This is a genomic window from Blastococcus colisei, assembly GCF_006717095.1.
Lineage (GTDB): Bacteria > Actinomycetota > Actinomycetes > Mycobacteriales > Geodermatophilaceae > Blastococcus_B > Blastococcus_B colisei.
In genome coordinates, this window is sequence record NZ_VFQE01000001.1 from 3962807 (window position 1) to 3985721 (window position 22915).

20 protein-coding genes and 1 pseudogene are annotated in these 22915 nt (G+C 72.9%); 12 read left to right on the forward strand and 9 right to left on the reverse strand.

From position 1 onward, the window contains the following. Positions 1-91: 91 nt before the first annotated feature. From FHU33_RS18875 to FHU33_RS18885, 3 genes are all read left to right on the forward strand, one after another. Positions 92-655 (forward strand): sigma-70 family RNA polymerase sigma factor, encoded by a 564-nt coding sequence (locus FHU33_RS18875; RefSeq protein ID WP_142026752.1) that lies wholly within the window; start codon positions 92-94, stop codon positions 653-655. A 179-nt stretch (positions 656-834) separates the two neighbouring features. Continuing rightward, entirely contained in the window at positions 835-2274 is a 1440-nt protein-coding gene (locus FHU33_RS18880) for an MFS transporter (protein WP_246063851.1), read from the forward strand. 207 nt (positions 2275-2481) lie between these two features. Continuing rightward, positions 2482-3489 (forward strand): sulfite exporter TauE/SafE family protein, encoded by a 1008-nt coding sequence (locus FHU33_RS18885; RefSeq protein WP_142026754.1) that lies wholly within the window; start codon positions 2482-2484, stop codon positions 3487-3489. Positions 3490-3580: 91 nt separating this feature from the next. Here the strand turns inward: FHU33_RS18885 and FHU33_RS18890 are convergent, their stop codons facing one another. The 4 genes from FHU33_RS18890 to FHU33_RS18905 all read right to left on the reverse strand — a co-directional run bounded on the left by FHU33_RS18890 (position 3581) and on the right by FHU33_RS18905 (position 7667). Beyond that, entirely contained in the window at positions 3581-4564 is a 984-nt protein-coding gene (locus FHU33_RS18890; RefSeq protein ID WP_142026755.1) for an NAD-dependent epimerase/dehydratase family protein, read from the reverse strand. A gap of 74 nt (positions 4565-4638) precedes the next feature. Further along, complete coding sequence (locus FHU33_RS18895; RefSeq protein WP_246063853.1) at positions 4639-5070, reverse strand: DUF5994 family protein; 432 nt, start codon at positions 5068-5070, stop codon at positions 4639-4641. Positions 5071-5327: 257 nt separating this feature from the next. Further along, positions 5328-7220 carry a translational GTPase TypA gene (gene typA, locus FHU33_RS18900; protein WP_142026757.1) on the reverse strand — a complete coding sequence of 631 codons (1893 nt, stop codon included), beginning with the start codon at positions 7218-7220 and terminating at the stop codon, positions 5328-5330. A 99-nt stretch (positions 7221-7319) separates the two neighbouring features. Continuing rightward, a complete protein-coding gene (locus tag FHU33_RS18905; protein WP_142026758.1) occupies positions 7320-7667 on the reverse strand; it encodes a hypothetical protein in 348 nt (115 codons plus the stop codon). Between the two features lie 183 nt (positions 7668-7850). Between FHU33_RS18905 and FHU33_RS18910 the strand changes: the two genes are divergently transcribed. The 5 genes from FHU33_RS18910 to FHU33_RS18930 are packed head-to-tail and all read left to right on the forward strand — an operon-like array spanning position 7851 to position 13324. After that, complete coding sequence (locus FHU33_RS18910; protein WP_142026759.1) at positions 7851-9410, forward strand: alpha/beta hydrolase fold domain-containing protein; 1560 nt, start codon at positions 7851-7853, stop codon at positions 9408-9410. A gap of 31 nt (positions 9411-9441) precedes the next feature. After that, positions 9442-10590 carry a glutathione-independent formaldehyde dehydrogenase gene (locus FHU33_RS18915; RefSeq protein ID WP_142026760.1) on the forward strand — a complete coding sequence of 383 codons (1149 nt, stop codon included), beginning with the start codon at positions 9442-9444 and terminating at the stop codon, positions 10588-10590. Further along, a complete protein-coding gene (locus FHU33_RS18920; protein ID WP_142026761.1) occupies positions 10587-11687 on the forward strand; it encodes an L-dopachrome tautomerase-related protein in 1101 nt (366 codons plus the stop codon). The genes FHU33_RS18915 and FHU33_RS18920 overlap by 4 nt, the downstream gene beginning before the upstream one ends. Further along, on the forward strand, positions 11684-12181 hold the full coding sequence (locus FHU33_RS18925) for an ABC transporter substrate-binding protein (RefSeq protein WP_142026762.1): 498 nt from the start codon (positions 11684-11686) through the stop codon (positions 12179-12181). Before FHU33_RS18920 ends, FHU33_RS18925 begins: the two co-directional genes overlap by 4 nt. Beyond that, positions 12182-13324, forward strand: coding sequence for an ABC transporter substrate-binding protein (locus FHU33_RS18930; RefSeq protein WP_142026763.1), 1143 nt, complete (start codon positions 12182-12184; stop codon positions 13322-13324). 88 nt (positions 13325-13412) lie between these two features. Here the strand turns inward: FHU33_RS18930 and FHU33_RS18935 are convergent, their stop codons facing one another. Then, a complete protein-coding gene (locus FHU33_RS18935; protein WP_142026764.1) occupies positions 13413-13976 on the reverse strand; it encodes a YceI family protein in 564 nt (187 codons plus the stop codon). A gap of 90 nt (positions 13977-14066) precedes the next feature. Between FHU33_RS18935 and FHU33_RS18940 the strand changes: the two genes are divergently transcribed. Next, on the forward strand, positions 14067-14582 hold the full coding sequence (locus FHU33_RS18940) for a MarR family winged helix-turn-helix transcriptional regulator (protein WP_142026765.1): 516 nt from the start codon (positions 14067-14069) through the stop codon (positions 14580-14582). 119 nt (positions 14583-14701) lie between these two features. Here FHU33_RS18940 and FHU33_RS18945 read toward each other — a convergent pair whose 3' ends face one another. Genes FHU33_RS18945 through FHU33_RS18955 form a run of 3 tightly spaced genes read right to left on the reverse strand, consistent with a single transcriptional unit; the run spans position 14702 to position 18317 of the window. Beyond that, entirely contained in the window at positions 14702-16795 is a 2094-nt protein-coding gene (locus tag FHU33_RS18945; protein ID WP_142026766.1) for a xanthine dehydrogenase family protein molybdopterin-binding subunit, read from the reverse strand. Further along, complete coding sequence (locus tag FHU33_RS18950; protein ID WP_142026767.1) at positions 16792-17796, reverse strand: FAD binding domain-containing protein; 1005 nt, start codon at positions 17794-17796, stop codon at positions 16792-16794. The genes FHU33_RS18945 and FHU33_RS18950 overlap by 4 nt, the downstream gene beginning before the upstream one ends. Further along, positions 17793-18317, reverse strand: coding sequence for a (2Fe-2S)-binding protein (locus FHU33_RS18955; RefSeq protein ID WP_142026768.1), 525 nt, complete (start codon positions 18315-18317; stop codon positions 17793-17795). Before FHU33_RS18955 ends, FHU33_RS18950 begins: the two co-directional genes overlap by 4 nt. Positions 18318-18498: 181 nt before the next feature. Between FHU33_RS18955 and FHU33_RS18960 the strand changes: the two genes are divergently transcribed. From FHU33_RS18960 to FHU33_RS18970, 3 genes are all read left to right on the forward strand, one after another. Beyond that, complete coding sequence (locus tag FHU33_RS18960; RefSeq protein ID WP_142026769.1) at positions 18499-19164, forward strand: hypothetical protein; 666 nt, start codon at positions 18499-18501, stop codon at positions 19162-19164. Between the two features lie 94 nt (positions 19165-19258). Then, a complete protein-coding gene (locus FHU33_RS18965; protein WP_142026770.1) occupies positions 19259-21346 on the forward strand; it encodes a GAF domain-containing sensor histidine kinase in 2088 nt (695 codons plus the stop codon). Further along, on the forward strand, positions 21343-21984 hold the full coding sequence (locus FHU33_RS18970; protein WP_246063854.1) for a response regulator: 642 nt from the start codon (positions 21343-21345) through the stop codon (positions 21982-21984). The genes FHU33_RS18965 and FHU33_RS18970 overlap by 4 nt, the downstream gene beginning before the upstream one ends. Before the next feature lie 9 nt (positions 21985-21993). Here FHU33_RS18970 and FHU33_RS18975 read toward each other — a convergent pair. Then, positions 21994-22872 (reverse strand): annotated as a pseudogene (locus tag FHU33_RS18975) (enoyl-CoA hydratase-related protein); the annotation flags it as partial. Positions 22873-22915: the final 43 nt, after the last annotated feature.

Genomic DNA, 22915 nt, shown 5'->3' on the forward strand with positions numbered 1-22915 from the left:
CATTAGTCGTTGCCGGACCCCGTACGGTTCCCGACCGGGTGAGAGTTTCTCCGGCCGACATCCCGACGGCACCCCACGACGAAGACAGGGCATGGACGAGCTGGAGCGCATCGCGGTGGACGCCGCCGGGGGCGATCCCCTCGCCGCGGCGGCGCTGGTGCGCGCCACCCAGTCCGACGTCTGGCGGCTGTGCGCCGCCCTCGGCGACGGGCAGAGCGCCGACGACCTCACCCAGGAGACCTACCTGCGGGCCTTCGGGTCGCTGCACCGGTTCCAGCACCGCTCGTCGGTGCGCACCTGGCTGCTGTCCATCGCCCGCCGGGTCTGCGCGGACGCGATCCGCTCGCGCCGACGGTGGCGGCTCACGCTCGTCCGGGACGACGCGGACCTGGAGACCCTCGCGCGCGCATCCGGCGGGGACCCGGTGGCCGAGGGCGCGCTGGTCACCGACCTGCTCGCCCGCCTCGACCACGACCGGCGCGAGGCCTTCGTGCTCACCCAGCTGCTGGGGCTGTCCTACGCCGAGGCCGCGGAGGTCGCCGGCTGCCCCGCCGGGACGATCCGCTCCCGGGTTGCGCGGGCCCGAGCGGACCTCGTGGACTCCCTCGGCGGAGTTGCGGCGGACGGCGCGGGAAGCGACGCGGCCCACGCCTGAGGCGCGCGCCGCACACCGACACCCGGCCGCCACCTATGCTCCCGGACGGCCGAGCGTCGCCACTGGACGACGCCGTCCGCTTCCCCCGATACGGAGCCGACGCGTGTGCCTCAGCCCAGGTCACGGTGAGACAGAGCACCCACGGGCACGGGTGTGACGAGCCCCGACGAGGAGCGCCCGTGATCGGTGAGCGGAGCGAGCCGGTCGCCCTGGGCACCGCCCCGGGCCGGTGGCTGGTGGTCGTCACGGTCCTGGCGTCGGGGATGGCGTTCCTCGACGCCACCGCCGTCCAGGTCGCCCTTCCCGCGATCGGGGCCGAGTTCGACGCCTCGCTGTCCGGGCTGCAGTGGACGGTCACCGGCTACACGCTGACGCTGGCCGCGTTGATCCTGCTCGGCGGTTCCCTCGGCGACCGGTTCGGACGACGCCGGATCTTCCTGGTCGGGGTGGTCTGGTTCGCCGTCGCCTCCCTGGTCTGCGGTCTGGCCCAGGACATCGGGCAGCTCGTCGCGGCGCGGGCGCTCCAGGGCGTGGGAGGCGCGCTGCTGACCCCCGGCAGCCTGGCCCTGATCCAGTCCTCCTTCCGGCCCGCCGACCGTGCGCGGGCGATCGGCCTCTGGACCGCGCTGGGCGGTGTCGCCGGGCTGATCGGCCCCTTCCTCGGCGGCGTGCTGGTCGACGCGGTCAGCTGGCGGCTGGTCTTCCTGATCAACGTGCCGGTCGCCGTCGTGATCGTCGTCGTGGCCGGACGGCACGTGCCGGAGAGCCGCGACCCGCGCCACCACGGGCGGTTCGACTACGCCGGTGCGGCGCTGGGCGCCCTCGCCCTGGGCGGTCTGACGTACGGCCTCATCGCCGCGGGCGATGAGCCGGCGAGTGCCGACGTCCTGGCCGCGGCCGCGGTGGGGGTCGCGGCCGGCACCGGTTTCGTCGTCCGCGAGCGGCGGGCCGTCGACCCCATGCTGCCGCCGAGGCTGTTCCGCGACCGGCAGTTCAGCGGCGCCAACGCGGCCACGCTCGCGGTGTACGGCGCGCTCGGCGGCAGCGGGCTCTTCCTCGTGCTGCAGCTGCAGACCGTGCTCGGCTACGACGCCACGGGCGCCGGCGCGGCGATGCTTCCGACGATCCTGGTCATCACCCTGCTCGCCCCCCGGTTCGGAGCCCTGGCGCAGCGGATCGGGCCTCGGCTGCCGATGACGGTCGGCCCGCTGACCGTGGCCGCCGGCACCCTGCTGCTGGCGGGCGTGGACGGCGGAGCGCCCTACGCGGTGGAGGTGCTGCCCGGTTCCCTGCTGCAGGGGCTGGGGATGGCCATCACGGTGGCGCCCCTGACGGCGACCGTTCTCGCGGCCGCCCCCGACGCCATGGCCGGGATCGCCAGCGGCGTGAACAACGCGGTCGCCCGGGCCGCTCAGCTCCTCGCCGTCGCCGCCCTGCCGGTGGTCGTGGGCCTGGAGGGCGACGACTACGCCGATCCGGAGGCCTTCACCGGTGGCTACCGCGCGGCGATGCTCCTGTGCGCGGCGCTGTTCCTGGCCGGGGGTGCGCTGTCCTGGGCCACCATCCGCAACGACGTGCTCGGCACGTCGGAGTCCGGGAGATCCCCCGCTGCCCCCTAAGTCCATCGATCTGGTAGACATAGGACCGTGACCCGGTCGACCGCACTGCTCCTCGTGAGCCGACGCCACGTCGACCTGCTACGTGTCTGCACCGCCGCCTGTCCGGGCTGCTGACCTTCCGCGCCGTACGGCGCGCCCCACTCGTTCCGCCGCTTAGCGCCGCCCTGTCCGCGCGCCCGCGGTCCCGTGACACCCGGAGTCAGCCCCGTGAAGACCCTCGTCCTGCTCGCCCTGGTCGGCCTGGGCGCACAACTCGTCGACGGCAGCCTCGGCATGGCCTACGGCGTCACGTCGACCACCCTGCTGCTCGCCATCGGCACCAACCCGGCCGTCGCCTCGGCCACCATCCACCTCGCCGAGATCGGCACGACGCTCGCGTCCGGCCTCGCGCACTGGAAGTTCGGCAACGTCGACTGGAAGGTCGTCGCCAAGGTCGGCGTCCCCGGTGCCGTCGGCGCCTTCGCCGGTGCGACGTTCCTGTCCAACCTCTCCACCGAGGTCGCGGCCCCGGTCATGTCGCTGATCCTGGTGTCGCTCGGGGTCTACCTCCTCGTCCGCTTCACCCTCCGCGGCATCGACCGGCGCAACCTCGGCAAGCCGACCCGCAAGCGCTTCCTCGGCCCGCTGGGCCTCGTCGCCGGCTTCGTCGACGCCACCGGCGGCGGTGGCTGGGGGCCGGTCGGCACCCCGGCACTGCTGGCCAGCGGCCGGATGGAGCCGCGGAAGGTCATCGGCTCCATCGACACCTCCGAGTTCCTGGTCGCGCTCGCCGCCAGCCTCGGGTTCCTCGTCGCGCTGGGCTCCCAGGGCATCGACCCGATCTGGGTCGCCGGCCTGCTCGGCGGTGGGCTCGTCGCCGCACCGATCGCCGCCTGGCTGGTCCGCCACATCCCGCCGCGCATGCTGGGCTCGCTGGTCGGTGGCGTCATCGTGCTGACCAACACCCGGACGCTGCTGACGAGCGACTGGATCCAGGCCGGGGACACCGTCCGTGCCGCCGTCTACGTGGTGCTCGCCGCCGTCTGGGTCGCCGCGGTGGTGCACTCCTTCCGCCAGTACCGCAAGGACCGGGCAGCGGAGTCCGCCGACGCCGTCGCAGCGGAGGCGAGCCGGAATGCGGAGGCGGCCGAACGCAACATCGTCGCGGACCTGCGCGACGAGACCGTCGTCCGTGCGCACGCCCCGGCCGGCCGATCGAGCGCCCCCCGCGACTGACCCACGGACCCGTGATCAGGGTCCCTGATCGTTCTGGGTCCTCCCTCACCGTCGACCGTGAGGGAGCAACCCTGACGATCAGGGACCCTGGTCATCGACTCGACAGCAGCGTGGCCTCGAGTTCGGGCGGGAGGCCTGGCGCCAGGCGGTTCGCGGGCAGCGGCGGCCGGTCGGACGTCTGCATCCAGGCCCACGTGTCGGCCACGGTCTCCCTCGACGGCCGGGTGGGCAGCCCGAGCCGGCGGGCCCTCGTGTCGTCCACGTCCCAGGCGGTGCGGGCGACGTCGCGCTGCAGCCACAGCGGCAGGTGCACCCACTCCTGAACCCCGGCGGCCAGCAGGTCCTCCTCCGGCACCGGAACCCACTCCGCGTCGCTGCCGGTCACCTCGCGGCACAGCTCGAGGAGGCCGCCGAACGTCGTCATGCCGCGTGGGCCGATGGCATTCACCGCCCCCGAGCGGCCCTGCCCGGCCATCTCGACCAGCCACGCGGCGAGGTCGCGGGCCTCCACCGCGTGGATCTGCTGGTCCAGGGCGTCGGGGACGACGACGCGGCCGCCCCGGGCGATGCGGTCCAGCCACCAGCCCAGCCGGTAGATCGGATCGTGGGGGCCGATGAGGAGACCGGCCCGGGCGGTGAGGAACCGGTCGCCGAGGGCGGTCCCGAGGACCCGCTCCGCCTCGGCCTTGATGGGGCCGTACTCGTCCTCGTCGGTGGTCCAGGTCGGCTCGTCGTCCTCCGGGCCGACGGGGCCCGGGGGCCAGTGGCGGTAGGCGTTCAGGCTGCTGACGAACGCGTATCCGCGCAGCCCGGCGCCGCCGAGGGCCCCTGCCGCGTTGCGCGCGGCAGCCCGGGTCTGGCACGACGTGTCGACGACGAGCTCGGGCGACCACCCGCTCAGCGCCGTCGGCAGGGCGTCGGGATCGTCCCGGTCGCCGTGCAGGGCGCGGGCGCCCTCCGGAGACTCCCCGGACATGCCGCGGGTGAAGGTGGCGACGTCGTGCCCGCGCTCGAGCGCCGCCGTCGCCACGTGCCGGCCGAGGAAACGGGTGCCACCGAGCACGAGGAGCCGCATGCGTCCACTCCAGCGAGCCGCTCCCCCGCCGTCCAGCCGGTTCGCCCTTGGCGTAGGGCTCATCGGCGCCTCTCTCACACCGCGCGGCGGTACTCCGGGACCTGCGGCAGTGGCGTGGAGCGGGCCGCGGCGAGCACCATCTGCGGCGAGCGGGGCAGCCCCCGCCGGGTGCACAGCCGCAGCGCGCGGGCGCCGGTCAGGACGTCGGTCTCCGGCGGCACGACCAGCAGGTCCGCTCTCCGGGTGCCGCCGGGCCACGTCAGGCAGACGACGCCGGAGTCCATGCTGCGGAAACCGCCGGTGCGCACGATGCGGCCCTGCACCTCGATCTTGCGCGCCACCGGGGACCAGGCCTCGAGGGCGTAGGTGAACCGCTCGACCCGGAGGCCGCGCCGGCCCAACTCCGCGATCAGCTCCGGCAGCTCGACGGCGAGGTCGCGCCCACGGGGGAACCAGGCGCCGTCGAAGGCCGAGGCCCCGTCGCCGGCGCCGTCCCGAAGACTCACCCGGACATCGATCCCGCCTCGGAAACCAGCATCCGGAGCCGTTCGGGTGATCGCCGCCATCAGCGCTCGGCCGCCTTTCGTCGCTCGCCCGGTCCGCGGCACACGGACCCGAGACGAACGTACGTCCGCCGACACCGGCGCCCTGCTCAGGTGGCGGCGGGCGGGTCGGCGTCCCCCGGCCCGTCGTCACGACCCGTGCCCGCCCGAGCACGCCCCCGAACGGCACTTATGGCCATAATTGCCGTTCGGGGCACCGTTCAGACGGGCTTGGGCTTGCGGTTCTTGGCCTTGCCGCGCTCGGTCTGGTCAAGCACGACCTTGCGGATGCGCACCGTCGCCGGGGTGACCTCGACGCACTCGTCCTCGGCGCAGAACTCCAGCGCCTGCTCCAGGTTCAGGATGCGCGGCGGGATCAGCCGCTCCAGCTCCTCGGAGGTGGACTTGCGCATGTTGGTGAGCTTCTTCTCCTTGGTGATGTTCACGTCCATGTCGTCCGGACGGGAGTTCTCACCCACGATCATGCCCTCGTAGACCTCGGTGCCCGGCTGCACCATGAGCGAGCCGCGCTCCTGCAGCGAGAACATCGAGTAGGTGGTCGCGACGCCCTGGCGGTCGGCGACCAGCGATCCGGTCGGGCGGGCGCGCATGTCGCCCAGCCACGGCTCGTAGCCCTCGAGGTTGTGGTTGAGGACGCCGGTGCCACGGGTCTCGGTCAGGAACTCGGTGCGGAACCCGATGAGGCCACGCGACGGGACGATGTACTCCATCCGCGCCCAGCCGGTGTCGTGGTGCACCAGGTTCTCCAGCCGGCCGCGACGGACGGCGAGGGCCTGGGTCAGCGTGCCGACGTACTCGCCCGGGGTGTCGATGGTGACCCGCTCGACCGGCTCGTGCAGCTTGCCGTCGATCTCCTTGGTGACGACGGTGGGCCGGCCGACGGTCAGCTCGAACTCCTCGCGGCGCAACTGCTCGACGAGGATGGCCAGCGCCAGCTCGCCGCGGCCCTGCATCTCCCAGGTGTCGGGGCGGTCGGTGGGCAGCATGCGCACCGAGACGTTGCCGACCAGCTCCTGGTCGAGGCGGTTCTTGATCAGGCGGGCGGTGAGCTTCTTGCCCGACTTGCCCGACAGCGGCGCGGTGTTGATCCCGATGGTGATCGAGATCGAGGGCTCGTCGACGGTCAGCGGGGGCAGCGGGCGCGGGTCGCTCGGGTCGGCGAGGGTGTCGCCGATCATGACGTCCTCGATGCCGGCGATCGCCACCAGCTCGCCGGGGCCGGCGCTGTCGGCCGGCGTGCGGGTGAGGCCCTCGGTGACCAGCAGCTCGGTGATCTTGACGTTCTTGATCGTGCCGTCGGTGCGGCACCAGGCGACCTGCTGGCCGTTCTTCATCGTGCCGGAGTGGATGCGCAGCAGCGCCAGCCGGCCGAGGTAGGGCGACGCGTCGAGGTTGGTGACCTGCGCGCGCAGCGGCTCCTCGGCGTCGTAGACCGGCGCCGGGATGGTGTCGAGGAGCGTCTTGACCAGCGGCCCCAGGTCGGGGCTGTCGGGCGACTCACCGTCGGCGGGCCGGGTGAGCGAGGCCTGCCCGGTCTTGCCGTTGCTGTAGACGATCGGGAAGTCGAGGTTGTCGACGTCCATGCCGGAGTCCTCGAGCAGCTCCATGAACAGCTCGTAGGTCTCGTCGACGACCTCGCCGATGCGCGCGTCGGAACGGTCGGTCTTGTTGACCACGAGGATGACCGGCAGGCCCTTGCCCAGCGCCTTGCGGAGCACGAAGCGGGTCTGCGGGAGCGGGCCCTCGGAGGAGTCCACCAGGAGGACGACGCCGTCGACCATCGACAGACCGCGCTCGACCTCGCCCCCGAAGTCGGCGTGGCCCGGGGTGTCGACGATGTTGACGACGACGGGGTTGCCGTTCTCGTCGGCCAGGTGGATGGCGGTGTTCTTGGCGAGGATGGTGATGCCGCGCTCGCGCTCGAGGTCCATCGAGTCCATCACGCGGTCCTGCGTGGAGTCGTTGTCCGTCCCCTCGCCCTTGGCGCGCCCGAGAGCGCCGGCCTGGCGGAGGAGGGCGTCGACCAGGGTGGTCTTGCCGTGGTCGACGTGGGCGATGATCGCCACGTTGCGCAGGTCGTCGCGAGTGGGCATGCGGAAGGGCACCTCAGAAGGATTCGGGGATTCCACGGCGTCGGCGCGCGGCATCTCGTGCAACAGCCGCCTGGGCGGCGACCTTCCCATGGTAGTCGCTCAGCGAGCGGCGTTCCGCGCCCGAGAGGCGTCGGCCACCCCGAACGTCACCCCGGCGGCGGTCAGGGTGACCAGACTCACCGCCAGCCAGGCCGGCAGCCCGACGCCGATCGCCAGCACGTGGGCCAGGACGAAGGAGCCGACGTAGAGCGCGGCGAGCGCGACGGCGGGACCCGGTCCCCGCCGGCGCACCCACAGGACGCCGGCCGCGAGGCCCGCAGCGGCGAAGACCGCACCCCCGAGCGCGCGGATCCCGGTGCCCTGCGCGACGCCGAAACCGGCGGCCAGGCCGACGGCGACCAGGACGGCGGAGGGGAACCGGGTGCGGGCGAGGGTCGACATCGACATGTCGACCAGTCTCCCCTCCTCCCCCACGATCACGGCGCCGTGACCGCCGGCCAAGAGCGTTACGGCCGCATGAACGTGCGTCGAGGTCGAGTGGGCGGCACCCCATCGGGTAGGAGCCGATCGATCCTGCGTCGGTGGAAGGTCTGCCCGGCGCGACCCCCAACGCATCGAGGAGTTGTCGACATGCCTCTGTCCTACGCGACCCTGCCCGGCGACATCGACCACCTGATCGCCGACGACCACGCGATCGTCGAGCGGCAGTTCCAGCACCTGGAGGCCGGCCGCGGCAACCGCCGGGTCCTGGTCGACCAGATCACCGCCGAGCTGTCGATGCACGCGTTCGCCGAGGAGACGGTGATCTACCCGATCTGGAAGGAGGTCGGGATGAAGGCGGAGCTGGACGACGCCACGCAGGAGCACCAGAAGATGAAGGAGCTGCTCGTCGTCCTCGGCCGCACCGAGCCCGGCGAGGCCGAGTTCGAGCAGTCGCTCACCGAGCTCATCGCCGAGGTGCGCCACCACGTCCAGGACGAGGAGAACGACGAGCTGCCCGAGTTCCGGCAGAAGGTCGGGGCCGAGCGGATGGCGACTCTGGGCAAGGACTTCATCACCGCCAAGCGCCGCGGTCCGACGCGGCCGCACCCGAAGGCGCCGTCCGGCGGCATCAAGGAGAAGGTCGCCGGCGCACTCGCCGCCCCTCTCGACCTCGCGCGCGACGCCGTGTCGGGCACGAACAAGGAGCTGGCCACCGACCCGAGCGGGCTGCTCGACCCGCAGGCGCAGGCCATCGTCGACGCCCACTCCTCCCTCGGCCCGCTGCCGTTCGAGACCCTGACGCCCACCGAGGCGCGCAAGCAGCCCGGCCCCAAGGACGCGGTCCAGAAGGTGATGGCCGAGCGCGGCATCGAGGGCCCGGAGCCGGTCGGCTCGGTGGAGGACCTGGAGATCCCCGACGCCGCCGGCGGCACGATGCGGCTGCGGGTCTACAAGCCCGCGAACGCCGGTACGGGTCCGCTGCCGGTCATCATGTGGATCCACGGCGGCGGCTGGGTGCTGTTCACCATCGACGACCACTACGACGCGTCCTGCCGCGGCCTGACCAACAAGACCGGCGCGATCGTCGTCTCCCCCGACTACCGCCGGGCACCCGAGGCGGTCTTCCCCGCCTCGCACGACGACGTCCTCACCGCGTACCACTACGTGCTCCAGAACGCCGCGTCCTTCGGGGGTGACGCCTCCCGGATCGGGATCGGCGGGGAGTCCGTCGGCGGCAACATGGCGCCGGCCACCTGTCTGCAGCTGGCCGCCAACGGCCAGCCGATGCCGGCGGCCCAGGTGTGCGTCTACCCCGTCACCACCGGCGAGCAGTTCGGCGAGTCCATGGAGGACGCCGCCGACGGCCGACCGCTGAACCGGGCGCTGCTGAGCTGGATGGCCATGCACGCCTTCGAGGGCAAGCCGGACGCCGCCAAGGACCCGCGGATCGACCTGCTCGGCTGGTCGACCGACCAGCTGGCGGGCATGCCGCCGACGCTGGTCATCACCGACGAGCGCGACCCGCTCCGCAGCCAGGGCCAGCAGTTCGCGAAGAACCTCGAGGCGGCGGGCGTGCCCACCACGCACCGGTACTACGAGGGTGTGATGCACGAGTTCTTCGGCGCCTCCGCCGTCCTCGACAAGGCCGAGCAGGCCCAGCAGGAGGCTGCGCGGCACTTCACCCAGGCCTTCGCGGCAACGCTCTGACCGAGCCCCACGACAACGAAGGAGCACTGCCATGAAGGCCGTCGTCTACAAGGGCACGAAGAACGTCGCCGTCGAAGAGGTCCCCGACCCGACGATCCAGTCACCGACCGACGCGATCGTCCGCATCACCACGACCAACATCTGCGGCTCGGACCTGCACATGTACGAGGGCCGGACCAGCGTCGAGGAGGGCAAGGTCCTCGGCCACGAGAACATGGGCGTCGTCGAGGAGGTCGGCTCCGGCGTCGACCGGCTCCAGGTCGGCGACCGGGTGGTCCTGCCGTTCAACATCGCCTGCGGCACCTGCCGCAACTGCACCCAGGGCTGGACGTCGTTCTGCCTGCGCTCGAATCCGACCGAGGGCATGGACGGCGCGGCCTACGGCTACGCCAACATGGGCCCGTACGACGGCGGGCAGGCGGAGTTCCTGCGGGTGCCGTGGGCGGACTTCAACGCGCTGCACCTGCCGCCGGGCACCGAGCACGAGAACGACTTCACGATGCTGTCGGACATCTTCCCGACCGGCTGGCACGGGGTGGAGCTCTCGGGGATGCAGCCGGGTGACCGGGTGGCCGTGTTCGGCGCCGGGCCGGTCGGGCTCATGGCCGCGCACAGCGCCATGCTGCGTGGCGCCTCGCAGGTCTTCGTCGTCGACAAGGAGCCCGACCGGCTGGCGCTGGCGGAGAAGTTCGGCGCCACCGGCATCGACTTCAGCACGGGCGACCCGGTCGAGCAGCTGATGGACGCCACCCACGGTGTCGGCGTCGACCGCGGGGTGGAAGCCGTCGGTTACCAGGCGCACGACCCGTCCGGCGAGGAACACCCGGAACTGGTCCTGGACAACCTCGTGCAGGTCGTGCGGGCCACCGGCGGGATCGGCGTCGTCGGCGTCTACGTGCCCCAGGATCCGGGGGCGAACAGCGAGCTGGCGAAGGAGGGACGCATCCCCTTCCAGTACGGCCAGTTCTTCACCAAGGGCCAGTCGATGGGCACCGGCCAGGCGCCGGTCAAGCGGTACAACCGGCAGCTTCGGGACCTGATCATCACCGGACGCGCCAACCCGGGCCTGATCGTGTCCCACGAGCTGACCCTGGACGAGGCGGTCGACGGCTACGAGCGGTTCGACAACCGCGAGGACGGCTGGACCAAGGTCCTGCTCCGCCCGGGGACGCTCGGATGAGCGAGCTCGCACGCGACGAACCGATCGGCGAGCTCGAGCTCGTGCACGCATTCACCGGGCCGATGCCGACCGGCGTGAGCGTCTCGCACACCGGCCGGATCTTCGTCAACTTTCCCCAGTGGGGTGACGATCCCCCGGCCACCGTGGTGGAACTACGCGACGGGCAGGAGGTGCCGTTCCCCGACGAGGCGTGGAACTCCCCGTCGGGAAAGGACGACGCGGGCGCCTTCGTCTCGGTGCAGAGCATCGTCGTCGACCCGGCCGACCGGCTGTGGGTGCTCGACACCGGCAGCCCGATGTTCGAGCCGACCGAGCCCGGCGGGCCGAAGCTGGTCCGCGTCGACCTGGACACCGACTCGGTGGCCCAGGTGATCACCTTCGACCCGTCGGTGGCGCTGGAGACGACGTACCTCAACGACGTCCGCTTCGACCTGCGGCGGGGCGAGGCAGGCGTCGCCTATATCACCGACTCGGCCGACTCCGGCCCCAACGGGATCATCGTCGTCGACCTCGCCACCGGGGAGTCGTGGCGGCGGTTGCACGACCATCCGTCGACCAAGGCCCTCCAGCCGCCGGACCTGCGGATGGTCGTGGAGGGCCGGGAGTTCCTGGAGCGGGACGAGGACGGCGGGACCTCGCCGGTGACGATGGGCGCCGACGGCATCGCGATCTCGGCCGACGGCGCGCGGCTCTTCTACTGCCCGCTGGCCTCGCGCCGCTGGTACAGCGTCGCCACCGATGCCCTGACCGACCGGTCGGTGCCGGACGACGAGGTGTCGGCCACCGTCGTCGACGAGGGCGACAAGGGGTCGGCGGGCGACGGGATGGAGACCGACGACGCCGGCCGCCTGTACGTGACCGACGGCGAGCACAACGCCGTCCACCGCCGGCTGCCGGACGGCAGCTGGGAGACCGTGCTGCACGACGACCGGCTGCTCTGGCCCGACACGATGTCGGTCGCCGCCGACGGGCATCTCTACGTCACGGCCAACCAGCTGTACCGGCAGTCGAAGTACCAGGGCGGCCAGGACGTGCGGCGCAAGCCCTACGAGCTCTTCCGCACCGCCATCGACGCGGGCCCGGTGCGGCTGCGGTGAGCGTGCTCGAACGGCTCGCCGGCCGCGCGCGACCCGGGCCACGCGGCTCGGTGCGAGTGGTCGACCCGAGCCCCCTGAACTGGCTCTACATCACCTACAACACGGTGGAAGAGCCCGTTCGGGTCACTCGGCGGGGCAAGGTCCGTCCCGCCGCCATGAGCCGATACCGGTGGCGGGACGGGACGACGCTGGAGATCAGGGTCCGCGACGGCAATCGGTTCGCCGACGGCACCGCGGTGACCGCCGAGTCGGTGCGCCGGGCCGCTGAGGAGCAGTTCCGCTGGCAGTCGCCGCACCCGCCCGGCACCCACTTCAACATCGACCGGCGGACCCGGGTCGCCGTCGTCGACGACCGGACGGTGCGGCTGCACCTGCCGGCCGTGGACGGGTTGGCTCTCGGCAAGCTGCGGGCGACGCACGTCATGAGCGAGCGGTTCTGGCGGGACCTCGGCTTCGGGTACGCCCGGGACTCCTCCGGCGAGGGCCACTGGTAGGTGATCGATGCGCCGGGGCCGTGGGCCTCGGGAGCCTTCACCCTCGTCGAGGGCCGATCACTGATCGAGACGGAGGCGGTGGTCACCGACGGCGAGGACCGCACCTGGCTGCAGACCGAGCACCGCTCGCCCACCGTCCGGCTGCGCGCCAACCCGCACTACTGGGACCGGAAGCGCGGCCCACGCCTGGCCGAGGTGGAGTTCCGCAACGACCTCGACGCAGGCACCGCTCTGGACCTGGTCTGCGACTCCGTCGGTGAGGTCGACATCGTCACCGAGGTGCCGCACGCATCGGCCGCGCGGGTGCGCGGCTCGCGGCACGCTCGCTTGGTGACCGTCGACGCGGTGCGTGCCCTGGCCGGTGTCATCGACCGGGACGCGGACGGCCTGCCGCTGTCCGACGTCCGGGCCCGTCGGGCGCTGAACCTCGCCATCGACCGGGCGGGGCTCGTCCGGGACGTGTTCGGCGGACTGGCGCGGCCGCTGGCGGGGCTGACCCCTCCGACCCCCCTGACCGTGGCCCACCGGGCACCGGACCGGCTTCTCCCCTACCGCCACGACGCGGCGGAGGCGGCACGGCTGTGGCAGGCGGCCGGTGGCGCGGAGCGGCCGCTCCGCCTGGCCGCGTTCGAAGCCTGGGGAGCAGTCGCCGCCGTGGTCGCCGAGCAGTGGCGGCTGACCCTGGGCGTGACCGTGGAGGTGTCGGTGCTGCGGAGGGACGACGAGCGGGAGACGCGGCGGGCGCTCGCCGGCAAGGGACCACGGAACTGGGACGTCCTGCTGCTCGAGCAGGGCAGCCAGTCCGTGGACGTGCCCCCGCTGGAACTGCACCGTGGATTCGTCGGGCGGTCGGGTGAGTTCCGGGCCGGGCCGGTGGATCCCGTGTTCGAGCGGCTGTTCGCCGACCTGGTCGCGCAGACCTCGCAGCTGCGCCAGGTGGTGGCCGCCAATCGCATCGACCGGTACGTCACCGAGCAGGCCCTGGCGTTGTTCCTGGTCGCCCCGAAGGTGCTGTACGCGGTCAACCGCGAGGTCGACTTCCGTCCCTACGCGACGAGCTTCGAACTGGCCGACACGTCGGTTCGCGACGGCCACTGGTCGCTCGCCGAGCCCCTGCCGTTGCTCGACGATCAGGTTCCCTGATCGTCGAGCGTCCTCCCTCACGTTCTGCCGTGAGGGAGGACACCGCACGATCAGGGAACCTGATCATCGGCGGGGCGGCGTGTGCGGATCAGACGGTGCGGAGCACGGCCTCGATCTCGAGCTCGACGGTGATCTTGTCGCCGACGACGACGCCACCGCCGTCCATCGGCATGTCGATGTCGACGCCGTACGCCTTGCGGGAGATCTCGGTCGTGGCCGAGAACCCGGCGCGCGTGCCGCCGTAGGCGTCCGGGCCGAAGCCGTTGAGCTCCAGCTCGAGGGTGACCGGCTTGGTGATGCCCTTGATGGTCAGGTCACCGGTGACGGTCCAGTCGGCGCCGTCGGTGGCCACCGCGGTCGAGCGGAACGTCATCTCGGTGTGGTTGCCCACGTCGAAGAAGTCGGCGGAGCGGATGTGCGCGTCACGCTGCTCCTGCCGGGTGTCGATCGAGTCCATGTTGATGCGGGCGGTGACGCTGGACTGCGCGGGGTCCTCTGCCGTGACGATCTCGCCGGAGAAGTCGCGGAAGTAGCCGCGGACCTTGCTGACCATCATGTGACGGACGGAGAAGCCGACGGTCGAGTGGCTGGCGTCGATGTCCCACGTGCCGACGACGTAGCCGGGGATCTGGGTGGTGGTGGAGCTGGTCATGGAAAGAACCTCCGAGTCGTTGAGCGTTTGACCTTCTGCTGGACCGTAGCGTAGTTGAAGGCTCATCTATTCCGCTAGTACGCTGTGCACATGACCGCGCACGTGTCGTCCGCACCCACCGACGGCCCCGACGTCCCGCCGCCGGGTGATCCCCGGTGGCTCGACGCCGACGAGCAGCGGGCCTGGCGGGCCTGGCTCTACAGCGCCCAGCTGCTGCTGGACCGGCTGGACCGGGAGCTCACGCACGAGACGGGGGTCTCCCATGCGTACTACGAGATCCTCGTGGCGCTGTCGGAGACCGAAGGCCGGATGCTGCGGATGAGCCAGCTCGCCGACCGCTGCCTCTCCTCCCGCAGCCGGCTGTCCCACGCGGTCTCCCGCCTGGAGGAACGCGGTTGGGTGCGCCGGCAGGTGTGCCCCGACGACGGGCGCGGTCAGCTCGCCGTCCTCACCGACGACGGCTTCGCCGCGCTCGAGGCGGCCGCGCCCGTGCACGTCGAGGGCGTCCGCATCCACCTGTTCGACCAGCTGAGCCGGCAGCAGGTCGAGAACATGCGCGACGTCGGCGAGACCCTGCTGCGCCACCTCGATGCCAAGACACCGTGACGCTCCGCGCCACACCGCGACCAGGTGCCGTCCCCCTGCTGCGCTGAGCTCCGCCGTGCCCCGCGCCGGGAGGCCTCCGGCCCCCGCGCCACGGGCCACCCCGCTCGGCCGGGCTTCATTCACCGGAAGTACTTGTCGGGCGTGATCGGCAGGTCGCGGATGCGCAGGCCGGTCGCGTGCCAGTAGCCGTTGGCGACGGCGGCCGCGGCGCCGGTGATGCCGATCTCGCCGATGCCCTTGAGCCCGATCGGGTTGGCCAGCTGGTCGTCGACGTCCAGCCAGGAGATGTCGATCTCGCCGATGTCGGCGTTGGTGGCCACGTGGTACTCAGCCAGGTCGTGGTTGACGTAGTGGCCGTACCGCTCGTCGGTGACCGACTCCTCGTGCAGGGCCATCGAGACGCCCATGCAGAAGCCGCCGAGCAGCTGGGAGCGCGCGGTCTTGGCGTTCACGATCACCCCGGCGTCGAACACGCTGGTCGCCCGGGGAACCCGCACCTCGCCGGTGTCCCGGTCCACCCGCACCTCCACGAAGTGCGCCCCGTAGGCGTGCAGCGAGTGCGTCTTCGCCGCGGGTGACTCGCCCGCCAGCTCCCCCTCGACCGTGACGCCGTCGGCCGGCAGCTGCCCGCCGTACTCCTCGTCCAGCCGGGTCCGCAGGTCGCGGGCGGTGAACACGATCGCCGTCCCCCAGGAGGCCAGGCCGGTCGATCCACCCGCCCCGCCGGCGAACGGCAGCCGGCTGTCCCCGATCCGCAGCTCGACCGAGCCGAGGTCGGTGCGCAGGGCGTCGGCGGCGATCTGCGACAGGGCCGTCCACGCGCCGGTGCCGATGTCGGAGCCGTCGATCTCGACGGTGTACCGCCCCGCTCCGTCGACCGAGATCCGGCACTGCGCCTTCCGCCGCCGGGTCGGGTAGGTGGCCGACGCGACGCCGGTGCCGACGAGCCAGCGGCCGTCGGTGCGGATCCCGGGCCGCAGGTCGCGGCCGGCCCAGCCGAAGCGCTCCACCCCGGTGCGCAGGCACTCCACGAGGTTGCGGGTGGACCAGGGCACGTCCCGCTCCGGGTCGCGCTCCGGCTCGTTGCGGAGGCGCAGCTCGACCGGGTCCAGCCCCAGGGCGACGGCCAGCTCGTCCATCGCCGACTCGAGCGCGAACATGCCCGGGGTCTCCCCCGGCGCACGCATGATCGTCGGCGGCGGGACGTCGAGCCGGGCCAGGCGGTGCGTCGTCCGCCGGTGGGGTGCGGCGTACAGGACGCGGGTCGGGGTGGCGGTCTGCTCGGCGAACTCGCTGATCCGCGAGGTGTGCTCCACGACCTCGTGGCTGATCGCGGACAGCCGGCCCTCGGGATCGGCTCCCAGCCGCAGCCGCTGGATCGTCGGCGTCCGGTGCCCCACCAACGAGAACATCTGCTGCCGGCTCAGCTCGAAGACCACCGTCCGGCCCACCACCCGGGCCGCCATCGCGGCGAGCATCTGGTTGGGATGGGTGAAGGCCTTCGAGCCGAACGCCCCACCGACGTAGGGCGAGATCACCCGCACCTGCCCGGCCTCGATGCCGAACCCGGTGGCCAGGTCGTTGACGATGTTGTGCGGGCCCTGGTTGGCGTCCCAGAGCGTCAGCGAGTCGCCGTCCCAGCGGGCCATCGAGGTGTGCATCTCGATCGGGTTGTTGTGCTGGGTCGGCGTCTCGTAGGTCGCGTCGATGCTGACCGCGGCGGCCGCCAGCGCACCGTCGACGTCGCCGATCACCGAGTCGGTGGCGAACCCGGCCATGAGCTTCGGCGGCGCGTAGAGGTCGGGGCGGTCGGTGCTCAGCGCGACGTCGGGCGGCTCCGCGGCGTACTCGACGACGACCGCCCCGACCGCCGCCGTGGCGATCTCCGACGTCTCGGCGACGACGGCGGCGACCACCTGCCCCTGGTAGTGCACGTCGAGCGACTGCAGCACCGGCAGATCCGACGCCAGCCCCTCCCCCAGCCGCGGCGCGTTCGCCGGCGTGAGGACGGCGAGAACACCGGTCATGCCCTCGGCGGCGGTGGGGTCCATCCGGCTGATCCGGCCCCGGTTGACGGTGCTCTGCACGACCGCGAGGTGCGCGATGGGCTCCCCCGGGTCGTGCTCGTAGGCGTAGGGCGCGGTGCCGCGCACCTTCGCCGGCCCGTCGATCCGGTCGATGCCGGCACCGACGAGACGGTCCACCGTGGTCATCGGAGCGCCTCCGACAGGTCCAGCAGGGTGCGGACGACGAGGTTGCGGGCCATCGGCACCTTGAAGCCGTTGTCCCGCAGCGGGGTGGCCTCCTCGAGCTCCGACTCCGCGGCTGCGGCGAAGGAGGCCTCGGTGGCCGGCAGGCCGCGCAGCACGTATTCGGCGGCGGTGGCCCGCCATGGCCTGTGCGCCACTCCTCCGAGGGCGAGCCGCACGTCGCGGACGACGCCGTCCTCGACCCGGAGCGCCGCGGCGATGCTCACCAGCGCGAAGGCGAAGGACGCCCGGTCGCGCACCTTGCGGTAGCGCGAGGGCATGCCCAGGGCCGGCAGGTCGATCGCGGTGATCAGCTCTCCGTGCCGCAGCGTGGTGTCCCGCGAGGGGTCGTCGCCCGGCAGCCGGTGCAGGCCGGCGAGCGGGAGGCTGCGCTCGCCGTCGGGCCCGAGCACCCGGACGACGGCGTCCAGCGCCACCATGGCCACCGCCATGTCGGACGGATGGGTGGCGACGCAGGTCGCGGGACCGGCGGAGCCGGCGATCGTCTGGCCGAGGATCGCGTGGTTGCGGTGCACGCCCTCCAACGCGCCGCACCCGCTGCCGGGTGACCGCTTGTTGCACGGCTTGGTGACGTCGGTGAAGTAGCCGCACCGGGTGCGCTGGAGGAGGTTGCCGCCGGTGGTGGCCCGGTTGCGCAGCTGCCCGGAGGCGCCGGCGAGCAGCGCCTGGGCCAGCACGGGGAAGCGCTCCCGGACCCGCCGGTCCGCGGCGAGGTCGGCGTTCGGGACGCCGGCGCCGATCCGCAGGCCGCCGTCGGGGAGCTCGGTGATCTCGCGGGACACCAGCTCGCGGACGTCGACCAGCACGTCGGGGGTGGCGACGCCCAGTTTCATCAGGTCGACCAGGTTGGTGCCGCCGCCCAGGAAAGCGCCCTCGGGCGCGCCGGCCAGGAGCGCCACGGCACCGGCGACGTCGGGAGCGCGCTCGTAGCGGAACTCCCTCACCGCCGCACCCCCGACGACTCGGCGACGGCGGCCACGGCCGGGACGATGTTGGCGTAGGCGGCGCAGCGGCAGAGGTTGCCGCTCATGCGCTCGCGGATCTCGGCATCGCTGAGCTCGACGTCGCCGGCCGCCAGGTCCGCGGTGACCGCGCTCGGCCACCCCGCACGCGCCTCGGCGAGGACACCGGCGGCCGAGCAGACCTGCCCCGGCGTGCAGTAGCCGCACTGGAAGGCGTCGTGCTCGACGAAGGACCGGTGCAGGGCGTGCGGCCGGCCGCCCTCGGCCAGCCCGTCCGACGTCGTCACCTCGGCGTCCCCGACGGTGACGGCCAGGACCAGGCAGCTGTTGACCCGGCGGCCGTCGAGCAGCACCGTGCAGGCACCGCACTGGCCGTGGTCGCAGCCCTTCTTCGGGCTGGTGTTGCGCAGCCGCTCCCGGAGCGCGTCCAGGAGCGTCGTCCGGGTGTCGACGGTCAGCGGCTGCGCCGCCCCGTCCACCCGCAGCGTGATCTGGGTGTCCACGTCGCGCTCCTGCCCCAGCAGGGGCTGGGGACAAACCGGGATCGGAGCCGCGGGACGGCCCAGGCCCACCCGCTGCGGGACGCATTTCCCGGATCACCCGGGAGTGCGTGCCCTGCCGCCCGGGAGTTCCCGAGCCGGACGGTGGTCGCACCACAGCCACCGCCGACCACGGAGAAGCCCGATGACCACCATGACCACCATGACCACCACCACGGAGAGCATCACGTCGCGACGCGCGCGGACCGGGATGCTGGGCGGGGCCCTCTGGGCACTGATGCCGCTCGCCTTCGGCGCGGCGGAGATGATCGGCGACGACGAGACCGGCACGCTGGGCGCCGTCGCCGTCGCTGCATCCGACTGGATCTTCCTGGTGCTGCCGCCGGCGCTGATCCTCGTCGGCCTGGATGCACTGCGCCGGGCCCTGGGCTCCGACGCAGGACGGGTCGGCTCCGTCGGCATGGCCCTGACGGCTGTCGGCCTCGCCGCCATGGCGGTCGGCAACGGCATCGAGGTCGCGTCGCTCACCACCGGCGGCGGGGAGGTCCCCGTCGGTCACGCCATGTTCCTGATCGGGTTCCTTGTGTCCGTCGTGGGCTCGCTCCTGCTGGGCATCGTGGTTCTGCGCCGGCGCCGCGACAGGCTGGCCCGGGCCGCCGGGCTGGTGCTCGCCCTCGCCCTGCCGCTGGGCATCGCCATCGGCATGCTCGGGTCGACGGTCGGCTCCGAGAACGACGCCTGGTTCTTCGCCTCCATCAGCGTTCCGACCGGCATCGCCTGGGTGCTGCTCGGCCGCTCGCTGGCCCAGGTCCGGCGCATTGCCGACCGCGAGCCGGTGACCGCGTCCTGACCGCCCCCGGAGGGCCGTGCCGTCGCGGCGCGGCCCTCCGTTGACGACCGCCCGCGCGGCGCGCATCGTGCGGACGCCGGGAGGAGGTGACCAGGTGACGACCGAGGTGACAGCGGCGCCTCCCCTGCCCGCTCCGGGGAAGACAGGGGCGCAGTCGACCGGCGACGCCGGCCTGCTGCCTCGGGTGTGCGCGTGGGCGGTGGTGCCGCTCTACGTCGCCGGCGTCGTCGCCTACGTCCTGCTCGACCGGGCGCTCGCGGGTCCCGCCCTCGACCCTGGCGAGGGCCTGCCCATCTTCGTCGGTTTCACCCTCTTCGCTGCCATGGGCGCGCTGCTGCTGGCCAGGAGGCCGCACAACGCCGTCGGCTGGGTGCTGGCCGCCGCCCCGGTCGTACTGGTTCTCGGTGCGGTCGGCGACATGTACGCCGCCTGGGTGATGACCACGGAGGGACGGCCGGACGCAGTCGCCGTCGTCGGGGCCTGGCTGCAGAGCTGGTACTGGTTCGTGGTCCTCGGCCTGGTGTTCGTGGCGCTGGTGCTGCTGTTCCCCGACGGCCGGCTGCCGTCGCGTCGGTGGTGGCCGGTAGCGGCGCTCGCCGTCGTGTCCGTCACGACGTCGTGCCTGCTCGGGATGCTGCGCGAGACATTCACCGGGCAGGAGGTCGACTACCGCATCGACAACCCGATCGGCATCGACGGGCTGGCGGCGGTCGAGGAGCTGCCTGTCTTCGGCCTGCTGAGCGGCCTGCTCGCCATCGCCCTGATCGGCGCGGTCGCCTCGGTCGTCGTCCGCTTCCGCAGGTCGCGCGGCGACGAGCGGCAGCAGATCAAGTGGTTCCTGTTCGCCGTGGCACCGGCCGTGCTCTCACCCCTGGACGGCGTGCTGCCATGGCTCGGCAACGTCGTCTTCTTCTGGCTGCTGATCGCCGTGCCGGTCGCCGTCGCCGCCGCCGTCCTGAAGTACCGGCTGGACGGCATCGACGTCGTCATCAACCGCACGCTCGTGTACGCCGCGCTGACCGTGCTCGTGGTCGGCGTCTACGTGCTCGTCGTCGGCTACCTCGGTGCGCTGCTGCGCCGCGAGGACGACCTGGTGGTCTCCGTCATCGCCACCGGGCTGGTCGCGGTGCTGTTCGCTCCCGCGCGGGACCGGCTGCAGCGAGCCGTCGACCGGCTGCTCTACGGACGACGGGACGAGCCCTACACCGCCCTCGCGGAGCTCGGCGAGCGGCTGGAGAGGACGCTCGCCCCGGACGCGGTGCTGCCGACGATCGTGTCGGCGGTGCGGGAGGCGTTGCGGCTGCCCTACACCGCGATCCGCCTGGACGACGGAGCCCCGCCGGTCGCCGCCGGCGAGCCGGTTCCCGAGACGGTCGCCCTGCCGCTGCTGCATCACGGCGCGACCGTGGGCTCGCTCGTCCTCGGCCTGCGCTCCGGCGAGACGACCTTCACCCCGGCCGACCGGCGGCTGCTCGCCGACCTCGCGCGGCAGGCCGGCGTGGCCGTCTCCGCCGTCCGGCTCACGGCCGACCTGCAGCGCTCCCGTGAGCGGCTGGTGGCCGCGCGGGAGGAGGAGCGGCGGCGGCTGCGCCGCGACCTCCACGACGGGCTCGGCGCCCAGCTGGCCGGGCTCACCGTCCAGACGGGCGTGCTGCGCGGCCTGATCACCACCGATCCCGCGTCCGCCGAGGTCCTGGCCGGTGAACTGCGCGGCGAGCTGAAGAACGCGATCGCCGACATCCGCCGGCTCGTCCACGGACTGCGCCCTCCGGCGCTCGACGAGCTGGGGCTGGTCGGCGCACTCCAGCGCCTGGCCGACACCGTGGGCGCCGAGAAGGGCGGGCCGCGGATCACGGTGGACGTGCCGGCCCGGCTGCCCGCACTGCCGGCCGCCATCGAGGTGGCTGCCTACCGCGTGGCCCAGGAGGCGCTGACCAACGTCGTCCGGCACGCACGGGCATCGGCCTGCACCGCGCGGCTGACCACGGAGCCGGAGCTGCTCGTGGTCGAGGTCGCCGACGACGGCCGGGGTCTGCCGGAAGAGCTGATCCCGGGGGTGGGACTGGCGTCCATGCGGGAGCGCGCGGCGGAGATGGGCGGAACGTGCGTGGTGGAGGACATACCGGAGGGCGGCACGCGCGTGCTCGTCCACCTGCCGCTGCCGGGAGGTGCGCGACCGTGACGCCGCTGCGGGTGCTCGTCGTCGAGGACCACCCCCTCTTCCGCAAGGGCGTCGTCGCGCTGCTGGAGGCGACCGCCGACTTCTCGGTCGCCGGGGTGGCGGTCTCCGGCGAGGACGCCGTCTCGCGGGCTCGGGAGCTGCGACCGGACGTCGTCCTCATGGATCTGCAGCTGCCCGGGATCAGCGGCATCGAGGCGACGCGCGAGATCGTGGCGGCCGAGACAGGCGTGCGCGTCCTGGTGCTCAGCCTGTTCGAGGACGAGGAGTCGGTGTTCCTCGCGCTGTGCGCCGGCGCCCGCGGCTACGTGCTCAAGGACGCCGACGAGGACGAGCTGCTCGGTGCGATCCGAGCGGTGGCACGGGGGGAGGCGATCTTCAGCCAGGCGGTCGCCGGGCGGGTGCTGGCGTTCTTCGCCCAGTCCCGCCCGGCGCCGAAGGCCTTCCCGGAGCTCACCGACCGCGAGCGGGAGATCCTCGGGCTGATCGCGCACGGCCACCCGAACCCATCCATCGCCCGGAAGCTGTCGTTGAGCCCGAAGACCGTGGCCAACTACGTGTCGGCGATCTTCGCGAAGCTGCAGGTCGCCGACCGCGCCGAGGCGATGACCCGCGCCCGCGAAGCCGGTCTCGGCAGCTGACACGCGGGGTCAGGACGACGCAACGACATCGTCCGGCGGGGCGGGCCAGCGTGGGATGCCGGCGACGGCGCCGTCGTCGAGCCGGGCGGGGAACCGCGGCGGGCGCTTCTCCAGGAAGGCCGCGACCCCCTCCGCCGGGTCGGGGCCCTCCCCCAGCTCGACCAGCGCCCTCGATTCCGCGCGGTGGGCGTCCCACGGCGACGAGGCGCCGAGCATCGACCAGAGCAGCTGGCGCGCCGCGGCCACGGCGACCCCGCTGGTGGTGGTGACGATCTCGCGGGCGAGCGCGTAGGCGGTCGGGAGCAGCTCGGTGTCGGGCACCACCCGGGAGACCAGCCGGCCGCGCAGCGCCTCGGCCGCGTCGAAGACCCGACCGGTGGCGACCCACTCCATGGCCTGGCTGATGCCGACGACCCGGGGCAGGAACCACGACGACGCCGCCTCGGGCACGATGCCGACCCGGCCGAACACGAACCCGAACCGGGCGGACTCGGCCGCGATCCGGATGTCCATCGGCAGGGTCAACGTCGCCCCGATGCCGACGGCGGGCCCGTTGACCGCGGCGATCACCGGCTTGCGCAGCGCCGCGAAGGGCAGCGACGCCACCCCGCCGGCGTCCCGCGGAACGCCGTCGATGTCCTGGCTCAGCGGCCCCGGCGGCCGTACGCGCGTGCGACGGCCGCCGAACGTGTCCGGTCCGCCGCCCAGGTCGGCCCCGGCGCAGAACGCCCGTCCCGAGCCGGTCACGACCACGACCCGGACGTCGTCGTCGGCGTCCGCGGCGGCCGCCACGGTGGCCAGCTCGTCGGCCATGGTCAGGGTGAAGGCGTTCAGCCGCTCGGGGCGATGGAGCCGCACGGTCGCGACTCCGCCGGACACCTCGTAGCGGAGCTCGGTGAGTTCCGTCGTCGTCCTCCTGTCGTTGGTGCGT

What these genes read in the sequence shown, in the direction of transcription:
- FHU33_RS18905 (WP_142026758.1), bottom strand. Translation starts at nt 7,667, where the DNA reads ATGTCGATGTCGACCCTCGCCCGCACCCGGTTCCCCTCCGCCGTCCTG.
- FHU33_RS18890 (WP_142026755.1), bottom strand. Translation starts at nt 4,564, where the DNA reads ATGCGGCTCCTCGTGCTCGGTGGCACCCGTTTCCTCGGCCGGCACGTG.
- FHU33_RS18940 (WP_142026765.1), top strand. Translation starts at nt 14,067, where the DNA reads ATGACCGCGCACGTGTCGTCCGCACCCACCGACGGCCCCGACGTCCCG.
- FHU33_RS18910 (WP_142026759.1), top strand. Translation starts at nt 7,851, where the DNA reads ATGCCTCTGTCCTACGCGACCCTGCCCGGCGACATCGACCACCTGATC.
- FHU33_RS18960 (WP_142026769.1), top strand. Translation starts at nt 18,499, where the DNA reads ATGACCACCATGACCACCATGACCACCACCACGGAGAGCATCACGTCG.
- FHU33_RS18935 (WP_142026764.1), bottom strand. Translation starts at nt 13,976, where the DNA reads ATGACCAGCTCCACCACCACCCAGATCCCCGGCTACGTCGTCGGCACG.
- typA (WP_142026757.1), bottom strand. Translation starts at nt 7,220, where the DNA reads ATGCCCACTCGCGACGACCTGCGCAACGTGGCGATCATCGCCCACGTC.
- FHU33_RS18945 (WP_142026766.1), bottom strand. Translation starts at nt 16,795, where the DNA reads ATGACCACGGTGGACCGTCTCGTCGGTGCCGGCATCGACCGGATCGAC.
- FHU33_RS18875 (WP_142026752.1), top strand. Translation starts at nt 92, where the DNA reads ATGGACGAGCTGGAGCGCATCGCGGTGGACGCCGCCGGGGGCGATCCC.
- FHU33_RS18920 (WP_142026761.1), top strand. Translation starts at nt 10,587, where the DNA reads ATGAGCGAGCTCGCACGCGACGAACCGATCGGCGAGCTCGAGCTCGTG.
- FHU33_RS18915 (WP_142026760.1), top strand. Translation starts at nt 9,442, where the DNA reads ATGAAGGCCGTCGTCTACAAGGGCACGAAGAACGTCGCCGTCGAAGAG.